The organism is Vibrio sp. HENC-03 (assembly GCF_000305755.2).
GTDB classification, from domain to species: domain Bacteria; phylum Pseudomonadota; class Gammaproteobacteria; order Enterobacterales; family Vibrionaceae; genus Vibrio; species Vibrio owensii.
On sequence record NZ_JH976124.1, the window covers coordinates 93,307 to 111,594 of the forward strand.

The window sequence follows — 18,288 nt, forward strand, 5'->3', positions numbered from 1 at the left end:
TTATGATCAATGCTATTATTCGTTGGTCACTGAGCAACCGATTCCTAGTGTTGGTCGCGACCTTAGCCCTTGTATTAGGCGGACTTTACAGTGTAAAGAATACGCCTGTTGATGCGATTCCGGATCTTTCTGATGTGCAAGTGATCATCAAGACAAGCTATCCGGGGCAAGCTCCTCAAGTCGTTGAGGATCAAGTTACTTACCCACTCACCACCGCCATGCTTGCCGTGCCGGGTGCTGAGACAGTTCGTGGCTACTCCTTCTTTGGTGACTCTTACGTTTACATCATTTTCAACGATGATACCGACATGTACTGGGCACGTTCACGCGTGTTGGAGTACTTAAGCCAAGTAGCACCAAAGCTGCCACCGAACGCAAAACCAACCTTAGGTCCTGATGCAACGGGCGTGGGCTGGGTTTACAGCTACGTATTACAAGACAAAACCGGCAAGCATGATTTGGCGGATCTTCGCAGCCTGCAAGACTGGTTCTTGAAGTACGAATTGCAAACCGTGGATGGCGTTTCTGAAGTCGCTACCGTGGGCGGTATGGTGAAGCAGTATCAAGTGCAGATTGACCCTGCCAAGCTGCGTGCTTACAACCTCACTCTGCAACAAGTGAACATGGCAATCCAAAACGGTAACCAAGAAACCGGCGCGTCCGTTATCGAAGTGGCCGAAGCCGAGCACATGGTTCGTACCACGGGTTACCTAACCAGCATTGAAGACATCAAGTCACTGCCTCTCAAAGTCACTGAGAAAGGTACGCCGTTGCTATTAGGAGACATCGCAGACATTAACCTTGGTCCACAAATGCGACGAGGTATCTCAGAGCTGAATGGCGAGGGTGAAGCGGTCGGTGGCGTTATCGTGATGCGCTTTGGTGAAAACGCCAGTGAAGTGATTGCGAAAGTCAAAAACAAGCTAGCAGACCTACAACGCAGCCTGCCAGAAGGCGTGGAAATTGTGGCAACCTACGACCGCTCTACCCTTATCGATTCAGCGGTAGAAAACCTATGGAAAAAGCTTGCAGAAGAGTTCATCGTCGTCGCGATTGTGTGTGCGTTGTTCCTGTTCCACATTCGTTCTTCATTGGTTATCGCTCTGAGCCTACCGGTTGGCATTCTCACTGCGTTTATCGTGATGCATTGGCAAGGCATCAACGCCAACATCATGTCCCTTGGTGGTATCGCGATTGCCATCGGTGCCATGGTAGATGGTGCAATCGTGATGATTGAAAACGTTCACAAGCACATTGAACGAACGCAATTGACCGACAAGAACCGCTGGCAAGTAATCGGCAAAGCCGCAGAAGAGGTCGGCGCACCGCTGTTCTTCTCGTTGTTGATCATTACTCTTAGCTTCGTACCAGTGTTCGCCTTAGAAGGCCAAGAAGGCAAGATGTTCTCGCCGCTTGCGTTCACTAAGACTTACGCAATGGCAGCGGCAGCAGGTTTGGCAATCACGCTCGTGCCTGTACTCATGGGCTACTTCATTCGCGGTAAGGTGTTACCGGAACACAAAAACCCGGTTAACCGCGGCTTGGTCGCGCTGTACCGCCCGCTGTTGAATACCAGCTTAAAATACCCTAAGACCATGATTGTTATCGCATTAGGTCTGATGGCGTCGGCTTACTACCCAACCAGTAAACTGGGTAGCGAGTTCATCCCGCCGCTGGATGAGGGCGACTTGATGTACATGCCAACGACCTATCCGGGTATCTCGATTGGTAAGGCGCGTGAGCTTCTACAACAGACCAACAAGCTGATCAAAACCGTTCCAGAAGTGAAAACCGTATGGGGCAAGATTGGCCGAGCTGAGACCGCAACCGATCCAGCACCACTCACCATGATCGAAACAGTGATTCAGTTGAAGCCACGCGATCAATGGCGTGAAGGGGTAACAACCGAGTCACTGCGCAAAGAGTTCGACAAGCTAGTTCAGTTCCCTGGTCTTACTAACGCTTGGGTAATGCCGATCAAAACGCGTATCGACATGCTGGCAACGGGCATCAAAACCCCAATCGGCATTAAGATCGCCGGACCCGATCTGAAAGTGATTGAGAAGATCGGCTCTCAGTTGGAGCCAATTCTTAATGGCGTACAAGGTACAGCATCGGTTTATGCAGAACGTGTAGCAGGTGGTCGTTATGTCACGATCGACATTAAACGTCGTGCCGCAGCGCGTTATGGCTTAAGCATCAAAGACGTTCAGCAAGTGATCTCCACTGCGGTGGGCGGCATCAATGTGGGTGAAACCATCGAAGGCTTGGAGCGTTACCCAATCAACGTTCGTTACCCACAAGACTACCGAGACTCAGTGGTTAAACTGCAAAACCTACCGTTAGTGACACCAAATGGTGCTCGTATTGCGCTGGCTGATGTAGCGGACATTCGTTACGAAGACGGCCCTCCGATGATCAAGACGGAAAACGCACGTCCAAACGGCTGGGTGTTTGTCGACATCGATGGTCGTGACCTTGGCTCTTACGTCGTGGAAGCACAGCAAGTCGTGGCTGATCAATTGGAACTTCCTGCGGGTTACTCGCTGGCTTGGTCTGGTCAATACGAATACATGGAGCGTGCGAAAGACCGCTTGAGTGTCGTGGTACCAATTACCATCGCCATCATTATGCTGCTGCTTTACTTCAGTTTCCGTCGTGTCGGCGAAGTAATGATCATCATGCTTACCCTACCACTCGCTATGGTTGGTGGTTTGTGGCTCATGCATATCCTCAACTACAACTTCTCGATTGCCGTTGGGGTCGGCTTTATTGCCCTAGCAGGCGTCGCGGTTGAAATTGGGGTCATCATGCTCGTCTACCTCAACCAAGCATGGCACTACAAAAAGCTGGATGCGGAAGAGAGCCAACAGAAGCTTGAGGCGAAAGACCTAACCGATGCCATTCGTGAAGGTGCAGGCCTGCGTGTTCGCCCAGTAATGATGACGGTACTGACGGTCATTATTGGTCTGATTCCGATCATGTACGGCGAAGGTACAGGGTCAGAAGTGATGCAACGTATCGCTGCACCAATGATTGGCGGTATGGCCTCAGCACTGCTGCTGACGCTGTTGGTACTTCCAGCCATCTTCAAGCTGTGGAAACAACGTGAGTTGCGCCAAAGCAATGCGACTAATCACCAAGCTAGCACACAAGCTAGTGATGTAAACAACAACGCTTAATCCCTACCTTCCCCTCAAACATGCCGTCTTGAGGGGAAGCAACCAAGTTATTAATGAATTAAAACAAGGATATAAAAATGAAAAAGACACTAATCACTCTTGCTCTAGCCCTAACAACAACGACTGCGTTTGCTCAAATGGATCATTCAAACATGGACCACGCGAACATGGATCATAGCAACATGAAGCATGAAAATATGGACCACGGCAGCATGAAGATGGACCACAGTAAAATGGACCATTCAAACATGATGGATATGCCGGGCATGTCGGCAGTAGGTATGCCAGCAAAAGGGGCAAAGCCAGACAAAGTGGTACACGTTATCTTGGGTGATGACATGACCATCAAGTTCAAGAAAGACGTTAAGATTGAGCCAAACGATGTGGTGCAATTTGTGGTGATGAACACTGGCAAGATCAACCACGAGTTCACAATCGGTTCTGCCAAAGAGCAGCTAGAACATCGCGAAATGATGAAGACAATGAGCGGTGCTCACATGCACGACTCGGGCAACTCTGTGACGGTAGAACCGGGTAAAGCGAAGCAGTTGTTGTGGCATTTCCACGGTTACAACAACGTTGAGTTCGCGTGCAACATTCCGGGCCATGCAGAAGCAGGCATGACGAAGAACATTACGCTGTAAATCGTACTTTAACACCCAAAAGGAGCTGACATTTCAGCTCCTTTTTTCTCTGAATCCATACTTACGTAGTGGTATCGGCTCAGAAGTTATAGGCTGCCATGACTCGAACCGCTATCTCATCTTCCTCCGACAAGCTGATGTCCTCGTCAATTTTGTAGCCTTCAACAATAAGTCCAACGCTGGCAATATCGACTTTGACACCTAAGGTTGGTTCAAAATTGTTTTGGCTGTCTGTGTCGACATACTCACCCGTCTCTTCTTCAAAATACTCAATCTCGACATTGTTGTAATTCAAACCGATACGCGGCGTTATCGCCAACACGTCATTCACGCGAATTTCGTAGCCCAACGCAGTATGTAATCCCCAAACTTGCTTCTCTGCCCAATGCGTACCAAAGTGCTCTTGTTCACCACTGTCTATCGGTGCATTGAAGCCGAGTGACCAATTGATATTGGGTAACACTTCCGCGCCCAGCTCTACACTCAAGACCTCATGCTCATCCAAAAACGTTACGCCACCGGCGATAAAAGGTTCTCTCTCTTCAGCAAACACTGGAGCACTAAGCAAAAGCACCAAAATGAATAAGCCAACCAGATCTTTAAGCATGACACCTCCGAGCAATGAATACGTCGATTTACCACTCTCAGAATACGTGGATTACGTGCGCATTTTTGACGGTTAAGAAGCTCAAATTTGAACCTTTGAACACCACACAATGTCGTAACCAACGACGTAAATTTATGCTTAAGGCGCTTTGTGAAACACTCCATAGACCTCAACCTGTATCGCTTTTTAAACCTGATTTTTGAACAGAAGTCGTTGCCCAAGGTGTGCCATACGCTCGATATCAGCCGAGCCACGTTTAATCGCCAGCTGGCTGACTGCCGTGAGCTATTTGGCAACGAGCTGTTCATTGCTAATAAAGGGCTGTATTTCCCGACTCTGTTTTGTAGCCAGCTCATGAACATTATCGAGGAACCGTTAGAACAACTGGAGTCTGCTCAAACTCAAGTCAACGTTCTTGAAGCCGCTACGCAACCGACCCAATTTCGCTTTTTTGTACCAAACCCTCTTAGCGCTATTCTCACCACGCCGTTACTCGAATTGCTCAGCCAACACGACAATATCGCTGACTTCTCGATGGTGGATTGGAATCTTGAAGGCATCGAATTTCCAAAAGCGGGCTCACTCGCCGTCGGCATTTCTGGTTACCCTTCCGTCATGAATGAACGCGTGGTTGAGCGGAAAATCGGTGAACTAGGTTTGTATCTCTATACCTCGCAGAACAACCCGCTTTGGCAACATGAACGTATTGATATTCAGCGCCTACAAAACGAAAAACTGGTGCGAGTGTCGATGGGCGCACTTGATGACGCCATTTACTACGAGAGGGTGAAACGCCAACTTGGGTTTGCTTTGGAAAGACGGTTAACCGTGCCATCGGTTCATGCCGCTTTGGATTGGTTGATCAAAACCGATTATGTTCTGATTTGCTTTGCCCTGCCCAATTCGGCTTTGCCGCAAGGCATCAAGAAGATTCCGTTGATTCAGGATAACGCTCAGATGTTCTTTGATATCGGCTTGCAGTTTCACCGTGGCTATTATCAACACCCAACGATAGTGAAATTAGAAAAGCACCTGTCCGATATTCTCAACGATTTATAACGTCAATGGCCATCGAGATACTGGACATACAAAAAAGCCGCCCGGTACAGGCGGCAAACAAGCAGTATGTGCAATAAAACGATAAAAATATAAAGGTCGATGAAAAACGTTAGAAGTTGAAGCTCAACGTAGCGCGAACCACATCCTCTTCAAATTCTTTACCATTGATCGGGTTAACCGCTGAGTCGTTGATCTTACCGTAATCAACCGTTAGGCCAACCATGCGCCAGTTAACCGTACCGCCAACAGAAGCGTAAACGCTATCAATGTTCATGCTCTGGCCAGAGTGAGTGCCACCATTGATATCAACGTCCGCATTAAAGTAGTTGATACCAAGCTTAGGAATGATATCGAACTCAGCAATTTCAAAGCGGTAACCAATGTTCGCGTACATACCCCAAGCGTCTTGATCGTTCTTTACGGGCATATCAATTGCGTCAGAACCAACGAAAATACCACCACCGGTGACAATGTTGTTACCCACATCGCGGCTGTAACCCAAGGTATACATTTCGTGGTCGCCAACGAAGGTCGCACCCGCTTCAATTGAGTTGTTGCGGCCTTCTGCCAATGCGTGGCCAGAAGCGGTCACAGTTGCCAATGTTGTTAGCGCTAGAATGCGTTTTGATGTGATAGTCATCTTTACTCTCTCGGTTTGGATTTGCTTATTACCCTACCCATTTCTGAATATCGAAATTGAGGCTTAAAAAGCTCACTGCTGAGCTAACTTATGACTAACAATCTTGACACTTAGCGCATAATAAATAGCTCTTCGTGATAACTCTGCTCAATATTAAATTGATGCGCATCTAGCTCTTTTTTCAGTGTTTTTGAGAAAGCTTCTGGTCCACAGAAGTACATTTCATACTGGTTCAAATCACCACACTGAGCCGCAATACGTTCAGCATTCAAACGTGGCGATTTCATAGTATCTATCACGTGCAGTTTGACGCTTGCTTGGTGCGCTAAGTGCCAAAGCTCATCGACCAACTGACCGTCGATACCACGACTGCAGTAAAACAAATGAACGTCGCTAGTTTGCGCTTGCACTTTCAATGCTTCCAAAGCGGCAAAGAAAGAAGCAATCCCTACCCCACCAGCAATCCAGATTTGAGGTTTCTCTAAATCAAATTCCAAACGTCCGTAAGGCCCCTCTACCATTACTGCATCGCCCGCTTTTACGCGCTCATACAAGCCGGTAGTAAAGTCGCCTAGCTCTTTGATTAGGAAACGTAATTCATTACTTTCACTGCCAGATACGATAGTGAACGGATGGGCATCTTCATCACCAAAACGTAAGTAAGCAAATTGCCCCGCCTTGTGCCCTTGCCAAGACGCATTTGGTTTCACGACCAATTCCATCACTTCAGCTTGAGGGAAGTAACGTGTCGACGCGACAACCGCAGAATGTTTGTTACGACGACCAACAAAGCCAAATAAGCTGTAGAGAGCGGCAATCGAACCTACGACGGCAAACCCAACAGTAAGATAGTAAACAGGCTCACCCCAATACGCGCGTTTGAGCAGCAGTACGGAGTGAATCGCGATCAGCAAATACGCCACAGACATAAAGCGGTGCGATAGTTTAAAGGGTTTGTATTTCACTGCGCCCCATAGAGAAACCACCAGCAAAACCAATAGCATGTAGAAGCCCCACTCACCCATGCCTTGAGCAAGGTCGCGCAGACCATGAATCCAAGCTTCGATTCCAGAGAGGTTACCCTCCGGCCCAGCACCTGTGTGCTTCTCCGGTCTTGCTAATACACCAGACATGACTAGCCACTTCGGCACTTGATACCAAAGCCAGTGTGCCAAACCTAATGCAACGCCACCAATACCGAGCCATTTGTGCACTCGATACGCTTTGTCCATGCCATGTAGCCAGTTTTCAACCACAGGAAGGCGCATTGCCAACACCATGGTGATCGACATTAGCATCAAAGACAGAATGCCTGAATATTGGATCATGGCAGATCGCCATTCAAAGATATTGGTAGAAGAGAAAAGCTGCGGTTCCATCGCAAACCATAATACGGACATCGCGGCGATCATTGCCCAGATGAGATTGCGGAATGTTTTCATGATTGGTTACTCGGTTAATCGACAACTTTACTTTAGCGCTTCACATGTAAAGCAACGTCAATAAGAGTAAAAGCGGGTAAAGCTCGACATATGCAAGGATTCCTACAGAAAAAAGACAAGAATCTAACAGTCATTAGAGTATTCACTCGTTATAGTTCCGGCTAAATTCGCCAAAGTGCGAACTGGAATAAATAACACTAAGAAAATCAATAATGAAAAAGCTATTTCTGCTACTCGGATTGTTAGTCTGTTCGAGTGCAACGTACGCCGCCAAACTGAATGAAGACCTCTCCGCAATTGAAGACCACATTACGGGTCGTATTGGTGTTTCTGTTTGGGACACGCAAACAGACGAAAAGTGGGATTACCGCGGCGACGAGCGCTTCCCAATGATGAGCACCTTTAAAACGCTGGCGTGCGCGACCATGCTGAAAGACATGGACAGCGAAAAGCTTGATAAAAACGCCACCGCGAAAGTCGAAGAGCGCAACATGGTGGTGTGGTCACCTGTCATGGATCGAATGGCAGGCCAAACTACCCGTATTGAACATGCCTGTGAAGCCGCAATGCTGATGAGCGATAACACCGCCGCCAACATTGTTTTACGCAGCATTGGCGGCCCGCATGGTGTAACAAGATTCTTGCGTTCTATTGGTGATAAAGCCACTCGTCTTGACCGTTTTGAACCACGATTGAATGAAGCAAAACCGGGCGACAAGCAAGATACAACAACGCCTAACGCCATGGTAAACACTCTACACACCCTACTAGAAGGCGATGCGCTATCTTACGAATCACGCATTCAATTAAAGATTTGGATGCAAGACAACAAAGTCTCTGATTCTTTGATGCGCTCGGTGTTGCCAAAAGGCTGGTCGATTGCCGATCGTTCTGGTGCTGGCGGATTTGGATCGCGTGGTATCACGGCGATGATCTGGAAAGAAAACCATAAACCAGTTTACATTAGCATTTACATTACTGAGACCGATTTATCACTGCAGGCGCGCGACCAAGTCATCGCTCAAATTAGCCAGTTGGTATTGGACGAATACAAAAATATTTAACGCTAACTTGATGATTTAAAACGGAGCTTTCGGGCTCCGTTTTTTTATGTCTGCGATCTTAGTTGACACAGGTAGAATGATCGCTCTACCCTAAAGGTAGAACATTCATTCTACCCATGAGAAGACGCTATGTTGAAAGAACAGATCGCCGCCAGTTTAGAGCAAGCTTTTAGCGAGCTTGGATTTGCCGAGCCGAGTGTGGCACAGCTCAAGACGGCCTGTGGCGTTAGCCTACGTACCTTGTACAAGCACTACCCATCGAAGGAAGACATGATCGTGGCTGCGTTAGAACACCGCCACCAGCGCTACTTAAACTTCCTGCTGGATAACTCGCCACAAGCCGGGCTAGAAGCGACTCAGCACGTATTCAACAAGCTCAAACAATGGATGGAAGACTACGCACCGCATGGTTGCATGTCGATGAACGCGATTGCGGCATTTCCCGAGCACGACATCATCAACCAAACCGTGAAAGCACACAAAGAAGACGTTCGACAATTTTTGGGTAAGCAGAGCCTTCGCCAAGACCTCGCCACGCAGCTTTTCTTACTGCACGAAGGCGTCTCCAGCGCTTGGCCGGTACTCGGTAACGAGGCTCTGAACTCTGCGCAACAAGCTGTTTTAAGATTGCTAAAGGAAGATTAATCATGACAACACTACCAACCACAATGAAAGGTGTTCTATTGACCGGTCACGGCGGACCAGAAATGTTGGAATACCGCCAAGATATTCCAGTCCCAACCCCAAAAGAGAATGAAGTGCTGATTCGCGTATCCGCAGCAGGCGTGAACAATACCGATATCAATACACGTATCGGCTGGTATTCAAAAGGTGACAACGACAGCGAAGACGCAAGTTGGAGCGGCAACGCACTGGTTCTTCCACGTATTCAAGGTGCTGACGTCTGTGGCAAGATCGTTGCCGTGGGCAGTATGGTAGATGAAGGCCGCATAGGTGAACGCGTGCTGATTGAACCTTGCTTGAGCGATGTAAATGGCGAAACCATTAATCCACCTTGGTACTTTGGCTCAGAATGCGACGGTGGTTTTGCAGAATACACCGTGGTCTCAGCCAAGCACGCTTACCAGCTAAAGACGGATTTGACTGACGTTGAACTTGCGTCTTTCCCATGTTCGTACTCAACGGCAGAAAACATGCTCACTCGCTCTCGTGTTGCCAAGGGAGACCGTGTCCTGATTTCTGGTGCTTCCGGCGGTGTCGGCTCTGCGGCGATTCAACTTGCCAAAGCGCGTGGTGCCACCGTTATTGCCATCACAAGCCCAAGCAAAAATGAACAAGTGCTGGAGTTGGGCGCAGATGAAGTCGTGCCACGCAATGCAAATCTTGTTGAAGCGCTTGGCAGTAACAGCGTCGATGTGGTGATTGATTTGGTTGCTGGCGACCAGTGGCCACAGTTCCTTGAAGTGTTGCGCCCGAAAGGTCGTTACGCGGTATCAGGTGCCATTGGCGGTGCGATGGTTGAGCTAGACGTTCGCACTTTGTATCTCAAAGATCTCAGCTTCTTTGGTTGTACTGTCCTTGAGCCTGAAGTGTTTGGAAACTTGGTTCATCATATTGAACAAGGCAACATCAAACCATTAGTCGCACAGACATTCCCACTGGAAGACATCAACCAAGCGCAAGCGGCATTCCAAGAGAAGGGCCACGTAGGCAAGATGGTTCTTACCGTAAAGTAATACCTGGTAGAACGCATTAAAAAGCCCCTCTGCAAGCTCATCGCGGAGGGGCTTTTTCGTTCAGGTTAGGCTAATCAATTACCTGAGCTTAATGAGTTACCAGTAAGCAGGACTATCCAAACCTTGCACGCAAAAGGATGTGCCTTGGATTGACGTTAATTCACCTGCAAGTGATTGTGCCAACCAACCATGTGGAAAGCTCAAAGTATGAGGCGCTTTGAATTGCGCTTCCGTCACTTGTTGGAAACCAACGCGCGAATAGAAGTTAGGATCGCCGTAGGTAAACACCAACTCGATACCTTGCTGTTTCAAGTGTTCAAGGCCAAAGTTGATCAGGGCTTGTCCTACGCCTTTACCTTGGCACTCTGTCAGTGTTGCCATTGGCGACAATAAGTAACCCACTTCACCACTCTCAAAGCTTAATGGAGTAAATAACACGCCTGCGATCAAGCGTTCACCCTGTTTCGCAACAAAGCCTTTCAATTCTTGCTCTGGCGTTGTCGTTAACAAATCGCCGACTAATTCGCCAATGGTTTTGCCTTCTGTTTCGCCTTCAGAATCAGAAAAGGTTTGAGTAAACAAAGCGATCATCTCGCTGCTCATGCCTCTCTCGTATTGAGAAAGTGTGTAGTTAGATTTTTGAGTATTTTGATTTGTTGTTTCGTTCATTTTTCTATCAATCTTTTTGTAAGATATACATCTGATACGCCACTTCATTACCACGGCGTTTAACGATATCTAATTCAACTTGTATGTCTTTTAATGCTTGTGATGCTGGCATCTCAGCTTTCAAACTTTTCACACGCTCATCTAAAGGAACGTAGTAGTTATCCCATGCCTGTTGGCTAATTGGGAATGTATCTAACACTCGGTAGCCTGCTGCTTTCGCCTGCGCAATGCGCTTTTCAACACTGCCCACATCTGGGTATTCTTTTTGCCAAAACGCCACCGTGTCTTCGCTTGGTGTAGCCGTGTTCCACACCAAATCGCTCACCACTAAGATACCGCCGTCTTTAAGCAATGGGCGCCATGCTTTGAATGCGTTCTCCACACCCATGATGTAAGCACTGCCTTCTGCCCAAATGACATCGGCAGAGCCTTCTGCAAATGGCAGTTCTGTCATGCTCGCACACACCGTGGTGATATTGTCACTTAAGCCAAGAGCCTCAGCTTTGCCTTGTAGGCGTTGCAAAGATGGCTCGTCGTTATCGACCGCAGTGATGTGTGCATGTTTTGCCAAAGTACGAGTCGCAATGCCCTGCCCGCACCCTATTTCCAATATTTCATCAGGCTGAGTTGGTAATAGGCTCAATGCTTTCAACGTATCTTGCTCTGAACCAGGCCCCCAAAACTCCAAGGCTTCATATACGCGGAAGAAGTCCGCCATGTAGTCGTCGTGAGTATTCATATCTTTTGATAACCAACGTAAGTGAAGGGCTTCTTTCTCGCTAAAACCTTGCGTCATCAGCCATTTCAAGTGCGCATCCGGTGCGACTTCATCCAACGATTCATGCCAATCGGTTAACGGTGTTTCACCAAGCAGCGCCGCCAATAACTGGCGCGATTTCTGCTTTTGCTCAATCTCTTCATCGAGCTGTTTGAGCCTTTTCAACATCAACTGTCGATCTACTTTGGCTTCCAAACAGGCTTTACACTCCTTGAGTGTCAGTCCGCCACTCTGCAATTGCTGGATCAAACGCAAGCGTTGCAGATCCGCATCGCTGTAAGCGCGATAGCCGTTGCTTAACCGTTGCCCTTTGATGAGCTCAATCTTCTCGTAATAGAGCAATGTGGTGCGAGACAAACCCAGCATCTCTGCCAGTTCCGATATCCGATACATGTAATTTTCCTCAGCGCTGATGAAAGCATCTTAAACTGTAGAGTTATAGACAGGTCAATATGAATTGTAGAAAAAGATACGCTGAAAGATAAAACGCGGTGAGAAAGCATCAGGTTACTAAAAGGTAACTGGTTGAATTCGCACTCTTGGTCTCCATATCCAATTTATAACTCGAAAAAGTAAGGTCTGTTTTATGGAATCAGTAATCAAAATCGACGTAGTGTCAGATGTGGTTTGCCCTTGGTGCATCATCGGCTACAAACGCTTAGAACAAGCAATTCAAGAACTAGGATTGGAAGACAAAATTGAGTTGGAATGGCAACCGTTCGAGTTGAACCCAAACATGCCAGCAGAAGGTGAAAACCTACGCCAACACCTAGCGAAGAAATACGGAACAACGCCGGAAGACAGCGTTCGTGCACGCGATAACCTGACTAATCTGGGTAAAGAAGTGGGATTCGACTTTGACTACTTTGATGACATGAAGATGGTCAATACGCGAGATGCACACGTACTGCTGCAGTGGGCGGAGCAATTTGGTAAGCAAACTGAACTGAAGTTAGCCCTGTTCGCGGCCTTCTTTGGTCAACGCAAAGATGTCTCTGACCGAAGCACACTGTCAGCGATTCTGACTGACATTGGTTTAGATGCAAACATGGGCATCGCCACCCTAGACGACGCAAGTAATGCTGACTCTATCGAGTATCAAGAAAGCCAATGGCATCAACTTGGCGTGAGCTCAGTACCAACAGTGGTGTTCAATATGGAAAGTGCTGTGACTGGCGCTCAACCAGTTGAAGCCTACAAGCAGATCCTGAGCGAATACACAGAAAAACTGGCTAAGTAACAAGTCATAAGAAAACGCCCACAATACGGTCGCATTGTGGGCGTTTTTGTATTCTGCTCGTGATTAGGCGCTATTTCACTAATCCTTGTTCAACCAAGTTCGGGAAAACCTCTTTGCGGAAAATCGTGCTTATCTCGATGTCATCCACGTTTGAAGAATCTACCCATTGGCACTCTGCGATTTCGTTACTGGCAACCACCTCGCCCGAATAATCATTAACGAAGAACACATCCATGACTAAAGTAATGCCGTCTTTATCGTGTGCAGGCGCTTCAAAGCGACCAAACAACGTCAAGGCATCTTCCTTCACGGCAATGCTCACTTCTTCTTGCAGTTCACGGCACAACGCTTGCTCTGACGTTTCGCCACTATCTAGTTTTCCGCCCGGCGCATAGAAGGTGTCTTTGCCTTTTGAGCGCAGCACCAACAGTGAGCCGTCTTTAATGATGATACCTGCTGACTTGTGCATCTTGCTTTCCTTCTAGGCGTTAGAGAAACTTCTCGATCATGAGTTCATTGATGTACTTGCCGTTAACCTTGGCATGCTTCTTAGCGGTACCGACCACTTCAAAGCCATGTTTCAGATACGTTGCGAGCGCGTTGGGGTTATCCTCTCGGACATAAGCAAACAACTTTTCATAGCCTTTGGATTTAGCATCAGTAAAAGTGGCGGTAAACAAAGCTGAAGCGACACCTTGTCGGCGACATTTGGCATCGACGAACGTACCAATAATGCCAACGTGCGCGAATGCCTTGGTATAACTGGCGAAAGGCTCTACGTTTTGGAAACCCAGCACGGCGCTGTCTTCTTCATCCGCTTCTTTTACATTCAATGCCACATTGAACACTCCCGTTTCAGGAAAGCTTTCAATGAAGCCTTCTTCCTCTTCTGGGGTGAAGGTGGTATCAAGGATGGTATATAAGCCCTCTTCTATGATGGGATTGAGAACTTCGGTGATGCCTTGAGCGTGCTGTTTTTGTGCCTTTGTGACGACAACTTTCATAGTATTTTTCGTTCTTTTTATAGGGATGAAATAGGAGTTCGATTATCTTCTATCTTGATCGTAAAACCAATGACCTAACGATCGTTCGATCAGTAAATACCCACTGACTCATCCTATAGTTAACGCCCTATAAATAAACCACCGCTTCGATGTTGTTACCATCGGGATCATAAAAAAATGCCGCGTAGTAATTTGGTGCATACTGTTCACGCAAACCTGGCTCACCATGACAAGTAAAACCAGCCTCAATACCCGCTTTATGAAAGGCCTCAACGAACGCTTTATCATTCGCTTTAAACGCAATGTGGCAAGGAGCACTTTGGCCACCCTTTTCTATCAGGAAGCGCGTATTGGCTTCACCAACTAATCCAAAGCCTGCCGCTGCTTCGTCCGACCATTTTAGTTCGATGCCCAGAGGGGTAAGCACCTTGGAATAAAAAACGACACAAGCATCAAAATCCACAACCTTAATTTCAAAATGATCAATCATATCTATCCCTACTTGATTGAATTTGTTCCATAAAAAAGACCACCTTAATCAAAGGTGGTCTCGATTGCGAAGTCTATCGTTTTATCGGTGACAAACTTGTCGGTAATGCCTCAGCTTAACTTAAAGGACGACCTTCATAATCACCCGTCAGTGTTTTCAAGAACGCTTTGATGGCATCCACTTCTTCATCCGACATTTCCACTCCAACTTGGTATTTACCCATGTCGTAGATGGCTTTTTCTAGCGTATCAGCATGTCCATCGTGGAAGTATGGCGGTGTCAGTTCAATGTTACGCAAGGTTGGCACTTTGAACTTGTGCTTGTCTTCTTTGTTGCCAGTAAAGTTGTAGCGACCAAGGTCTGCGTCCGTCATATCAGTACCACGCTCAGCAAAGTAGTCCGCTTTCATGCCCATGGTTTCAAACGTTTCACCACCCATCGCTTCACCTGCGTGACAGGTTTGACAATCGTACTTCTTAAACAACATCAAACCGTATTTCTCGTGCGAGTCCAGCGCCTTTGTATCACCCATCATGTATTGGTCGAAGCGGCTGTTTGGTGTTGTTAAGGTTTTCTCAAACTCGGCAATCGCATCCGTAATGTTGTTGCCATTAATCTCACCTGAGTAGACCTTTTGGAACATCGCAACCATTTCTGGATCTTGGCTTAACTTGTCGACGATTTCATCCCAATCCATAGAACCCATTTCAATCGGGTTAAACGGAGGACCACCCGCTTGGTCTTGCAGATCCGCGGCACGGCCATCCCAAAATTGCAGTTTGTTGTACACAGCATTAAACACGGTTGGCGCGTTGATGCCACCCACTTGTCCATGAATACCAACAGACGTTACAAGTCGGTCCACGCCGCCTGTATCAAGGCTATGGCATGACGCACATGAGACACTATTGTCTCCTGATAGTCGCGTGTCGTGATAAAGCACCTTACCCAGTTCAGCCTTGTCTGCATCGGTTTCGAACGTGGTGTAAATTGGTTGTAGAACTTTGGTTTTACGCTCTTCAGATACCGGAGACTGTGCATGACGCTCTGCACGCTTCTCACGAATCCACTTCAATAAGGTGTGCTTTTCGTCTTTCGACATGCTTGCTGACCAGTGCATCGTGAGGTAAATCGCTGGCGGCATTGAGTCGTCGTAAAGCACCTTCTCAAGACGAGCAAGTGCCACTTCAGAAACAGGATCATTCTGCTTCACGTCGTCGAACAGATTGGTAATATCAAAGTGACGCATGGCCACCTTCACATCCGCTTCCATGATCTGTTTCGCCACTGGCATTTCTGAGTAGAAAGGCATTTCGCTGTTTGGCGTATGACAATAGCCACAACCTTTATCCGCTAAAACCTTCATCGCTTGATAATCTAACGTAGATTGATCGAGTGAACTAAATTGCGCCAGATTTTGTTGAGCCACTTTTTTATCGTCTTGGTTCACCATGTAAACGGTGCCGAAGTAAGCCACCAAGCCTGCTCCCACGATCCCTAGTGTTATTTTCTTTTTATTCATCACTGTTCCCCTAAATCAGTCGGGGCGAAAGTTATTGAAATGCCAATATTTTTAAAAATGGGAAAAAGGAATAGATATTAATCGAATATTTAGATGAGCAACGAATTTAACATCTAAAGTTTAGAAAAACAGACACTTGCAGCGACAAGTGAAAAATACAACATAAAAACAACAACTTAAAACCGGAACTTTTATTGATATGAGTCAAAAATGACGGAGGCGACAATATATTAACCAAACATATTAAATTTGATTAAAAATAATTCAGGTCGAAATAAAGTAGGAATTTAGGAAGGAATTGTAGGCACAAAAAAAGGCAGCTCGAGAGCTACCTTTTTAGCAAGTCAGCAAATGTAATTATGCTTTCTTAAGATCTTTAGCTGGGTAAGTTAGTGTCTTTTCGCCAGCTTTAACGTGTGCGTAAAAACCGCCGCTGCTTAGACCTGTAACAACCATTTCGCCTAGTTCGATACCTTTAGTAGCTACTACTACGTCACCGATTGAAAACATATTTAATACCTTGTTTCTGTAGATTATGACCTTAAGTCGTTGGCGGTATTTAATCTGAAATTGCACCCTTAACCTAATCAGGTTTTTTGTCGTCATGATTAAGTTTAATTATTGCTGTAGCCCTTATAGATAAAGGCGTTGCAAGGGTATGACGAAGATCGCTTTTACGACCCTAAACTCTTAGAAGTAAAGGGGAGATTTCCCTCTAATGGGCTAAGATGGCTTGGTTATAGTCGCATTTGATTATGCTTTTGCTCTCTGGAGATAGACGATGAAAAATGGTCTCACAATTCGTGCTTTAGAACGTTCAGACCTGCGCTTTATTCACGACCTCAACAACAACCGCAACATCATGACGTACTGGTTTGAAGAGCCTTACGAATCTCACGATGAATTAGAAGAGCTGTATCGCAAACACATTCACGACGATGCCGAGCGCCGCTTTGTCGTAGAAGATGAACACGGCGTCTTAATTGGTCTGGTAGAGTTGATTGAAATTAACTACATCCACCGCAGCGCCGAATTCCAAATCATCATCGCCCCAGACCACCAAGGACGAGGCTATGCCGAAGAAGTGATTAATCGTGCTTTGGATTATTCGTTCTCGATTCTTAACCTGCACAAAATCTACCTGTTGGTTGCCTTGGACAATGAAAAAGCGATCCACCTTTATCAGAAATGCGGCTTTATTGAAGAAGGCCACCTTGTGCAAGAGTTCTTCATCAACGGTAGCTACCGCGATGTAAAACGCATGTACATCCTGCAAGACCAATACCGCGCAGAGTTAGAGAGCTGATCCATTCTGATATGGCGTGGCACTTTTTAATTAAAACGCAGCCGATGGGCTGCGCTTCTTTAATCAAACTGATATTGGTATGAGACAATGACGCGCTTGTCTGGATCATCGAGATAAGTGTTGTTGTCCATCATAAACGTCATCAAGTTAAACGAGTGACGTTTTTGCACAAGATAACCTAAACCTAAGCCACCAAAAGCGCCTTTGTAGTTGTCGCCTTCACTGTTCTCTGAGCCATAAGAGCCACCCGCAAATCCCATCAAGGTCAATTGCTCTGTCAGGGGCTTCAATGTGAACGCTCCCAAATAGCCGCTACTACCTGAAGAGTTCATCATGTTGAACCCATTCTCTGGGCTAGGTGTGCCAGCAAAACCAGGGTCTGAACATGCACTGCCTTCTGCGCCATCACAAACCGGCACATCGCCATCGTTATAGGTGTAACCAGCCATAGGGAATATCTGAAAGCCTGCTGGCTCGATGCCAAAATAGCTCAATGGTACAAAGGTTCCGACGCTGTAGTTGGTTTGATCAGCACCGTTGGTGTATTCGTTCTTACCAAAGTTGAAGTTCACGATACCCACCGGAAACAGCCAAGAGCCGCCCACGCGCCATTCACTCGCATCATCATTGATACGAACATTAATCTTGCGAGCTTCATCCAATGCTAAAGAGCCAGAGAAAGAGATGTTCTGGTCATCAAAATCATAGTTGTTGGAATAAGCCGCACCGAACTTGGTGATCACCTTTGTTGGGTCATCGGCTAATTTGTTTTTGTTCTCTTTGGGAACGCGTTCGCTAGCCAGAACCGACGAGCTTAAAACTAACGCTGCACATGCCAGCCAAAACGTGTTGTTCATTTCAAATTTCCTCGACGAATTCGCTATCGTCTTTTTACTTTGTGCTTTTTGTTCAGTTGAATTGATACGGTCCCGCTACAAACAAAA

The 18,288-nt window shown here is 46.8% G+C and carries 19 protein-coding genes; 8 read left to right on the top strand and 11 right to left on the bottom strand.

Annotated elements, in window-relative coordinates; genetic code table 11:
• The first annotated feature begins 2 nt into the window (after positions 1–2).
• Both VCHENC03_RS11960 and copI read left to right on the top strand, forming a co-directional pair.
• The gene (locus VCHENC03_RS11960) at positions 3–3,182 is read left to right on the top strand and encodes an efflux RND transporter permease subunit (RefSeq protein ID WP_009706218.1); all 3,180 of its coding nucleotides are present in this window, start codon (positions 3–5) and stop codon (positions 3,180–3,182) included.
• A 77-nt stretch (positions 3,183–3,259) separates the two neighbouring features.
• The gene (copI, locus tag VCHENC03_RS11955) at positions 3,260–3,826 is read left to right on the top strand and encodes a copper-resistant cuproprotein CopI (RefSeq protein ID WP_009706219.1); all 567 of its coding nucleotides are present in this window, start codon (positions 3,260–3,262) and stop codon (positions 3,824–3,826) included.
• A gap of 79 nt (positions 3,827–3,905) precedes the next feature.
• On the opposite strand, the gene VCHENC03_RS11950 is transcribed toward copI, so the two are convergent.
• Positions 3,906–4,433 (bottom strand): autotransporter domain-containing protein, encoded by a 528-nt coding sequence (locus VCHENC03_RS11950; protein ID WP_009706220.1) that lies wholly within the window; start codon positions 4,431–4,433, stop codon positions 3,906–3,908.
• A gap of 150 nt (positions 4,434–4,583) precedes the next feature.
• On the opposite strand from VCHENC03_RS11950, the gene VCHENC03_RS11945 reads away from it, so the two are divergent.
• On the top strand, positions 4,584–5,492 hold the full coding sequence (locus tag VCHENC03_RS11945; RefSeq protein ID WP_020194745.1) for a LysR family transcriptional regulator: 909 nt from the start codon (positions 4,584–4,586) through the stop codon (positions 5,490–5,492).
• Positions 5,493–5,601: 109 nt separating this feature from the next.
• On the opposite strand, the gene VCHENC03_RS11940 is transcribed toward VCHENC03_RS11945, so the two are convergent.
• Positions 5,602–6,132: a hypothetical protein gene (locus VCHENC03_RS11940; protein WP_009706222.1), complete on the bottom strand. Its 531-nt coding sequence runs from the start codon at positions 6,130–6,132 to the stop codon at positions 5,602–5,604.
• 110 nt (positions 6,133–6,242) lie between these two features.
• Positions 6,243–7,574: a ferredoxin reductase family protein gene (locus VCHENC03_RS11935; RefSeq protein ID WP_009706223.1), complete on the bottom strand. Its 1,332-nt coding sequence runs from the start codon at positions 7,572–7,574 to the stop codon at positions 6,243–6,245.
• A gap of 212 nt (positions 7,575–7,786) precedes the next feature.
• Between VCHENC03_RS11935 and blaCARB the strand changes: the two genes are divergently transcribed.
• From blaCARB to VCHENC03_RS11920, 3 genes are all read left to right on the top strand, one after another.
• Complete coding sequence (blaCARB, locus tag VCHENC03_RS11930; protein WP_009706224.1) at positions 7,787–8,638, top strand: CARB/PSE/RTG family carbenicillin-hydrolyzing class A beta-lactamase; 852 nt, start codon at positions 7,787–7,789, stop codon at positions 8,636–8,638.
• 129 nt (positions 8,639–8,767) lie between these two features.
• Complete coding sequence (locus VCHENC03_RS11925; RefSeq protein ID WP_005435424.1) at positions 8,768–9,283, top strand: TetR/AcrR family transcriptional regulator; 516 nt, start codon at positions 8,768–8,770, stop codon at positions 9,281–9,283.
• 2 nt (positions 9,284–9,285) lie between these two features.
• Complete coding sequence (locus VCHENC03_RS11920; protein ID WP_009706225.1) at positions 9,286–10,335, top strand: alcohol dehydrogenase family protein; 1,050 nt, start codon at positions 9,286–9,288, stop codon at positions 10,333–10,335.
• Between the two features lie 96 nt (positions 10,336–10,431).
• Here VCHENC03_RS11920 and VCHENC03_RS11915 read toward each other — a convergent pair whose 3' ends face one another.
• Positions 10,432–11,004, bottom strand: coding sequence for a GNAT family N-acetyltransferase (locus VCHENC03_RS11915; protein ID WP_083481840.1), 573 nt, complete (start codon positions 11,002–11,004; stop codon positions 10,432–10,434).
• Positions 11,005–11,011: 7 nt separating this feature from the next.
• Entirely contained in the window at positions 11,012–12,175 is a 1,164-nt protein-coding gene (locus VCHENC03_RS11910) for a MerR family transcriptional regulator (RefSeq protein ID WP_009706227.1), read from the bottom strand.
• A 193-nt stretch (positions 12,176–12,368) separates the two neighbouring features.
• On the opposite strand from VCHENC03_RS11910, the gene VCHENC03_RS11905 reads away from it, so the two are divergent.
• Positions 12,369–13,022: a DsbA family oxidoreductase gene (locus VCHENC03_RS11905; protein WP_009706228.1), complete on the top strand. Its 654-nt coding sequence runs from the start codon at positions 12,369–12,371 to the stop codon at positions 13,020–13,022.
• 70 nt (positions 13,023–13,092) lie between these two features.
• Here the strand turns inward: VCHENC03_RS11905 and VCHENC03_RS11900 are convergent, their stop codons facing one another.
• From VCHENC03_RS11900 to VCHENC03_RS27430, 5 genes are all read right to left on the bottom strand, one after another.
• Positions 13,093–13,491 carry an NUDIX hydrolase gene (locus VCHENC03_RS11900; protein WP_009706229.1) on the bottom strand — a complete coding sequence of 133 codons (399 nt, stop codon included), beginning with the start codon at positions 13,489–13,491 and terminating at the stop codon, positions 13,093–13,095.
• 19 nt (positions 13,492–13,510) lie between these two features.
• On the bottom strand, positions 13,511–14,026 hold the full coding sequence (locus tag VCHENC03_RS11895) for a GNAT family N-acetyltransferase (protein WP_009706230.1): 516 nt from the start codon (positions 14,024–14,026) through the stop codon (positions 13,511–13,513).
• Between the two features lie 127 nt (positions 14,027–14,153).
• Complete coding sequence (locus tag VCHENC03_RS11890; protein WP_009706231.1) at positions 14,154–14,516, bottom strand: VOC family protein; 363 nt, start codon at positions 14,514–14,516, stop codon at positions 14,154–14,156.
• A 115-nt stretch (positions 14,517–14,631) separates the two neighbouring features.
• Positions 14,632–16,038 (bottom strand): cytochrome-c peroxidase, encoded by a 1,407-nt coding sequence (locus tag VCHENC03_RS11885; protein WP_009706232.1) that lies wholly within the window; start codon positions 16,036–16,038, stop codon positions 14,632–14,634.
• Between the two features lie 357 nt (positions 16,039–16,395).
• The gene (locus tag VCHENC03_RS27430; RefSeq protein WP_005452601.1) at positions 16,396–16,548 is read right to left on the bottom strand and encodes a hypothetical protein; all 153 of its coding nucleotides are present in this window, start codon (positions 16,546–16,548) and stop codon (positions 16,396–16,398) included.
• A gap of 271 nt (positions 16,549–16,819) precedes the next feature.
• Between VCHENC03_RS27430 and speG the strand changes: the two genes are divergently transcribed.
• Positions 16,820–17,344, top strand: coding sequence for a spermidine N1-acetyltransferase (gene speG / locus VCHENC03_RS11880; protein ID WP_009706233.1), 525 nt, complete (start codon positions 16,820–16,822; stop codon positions 17,342–17,344).
• A gap of 59 nt (positions 17,345–17,403) precedes the next feature.
• Here speG and VCHENC03_RS11875 read toward each other — a convergent pair whose 3' ends face one another.
• Positions 17,404–18,201 (bottom strand): hypothetical protein, encoded by a 798-nt coding sequence (locus VCHENC03_RS11875; protein ID WP_009706234.1) that lies wholly within the window; start codon positions 18,199–18,201, stop codon positions 17,404–17,406.
• Between the last annotated feature and the right edge of the window lie 87 nt (positions 18,202–18,288).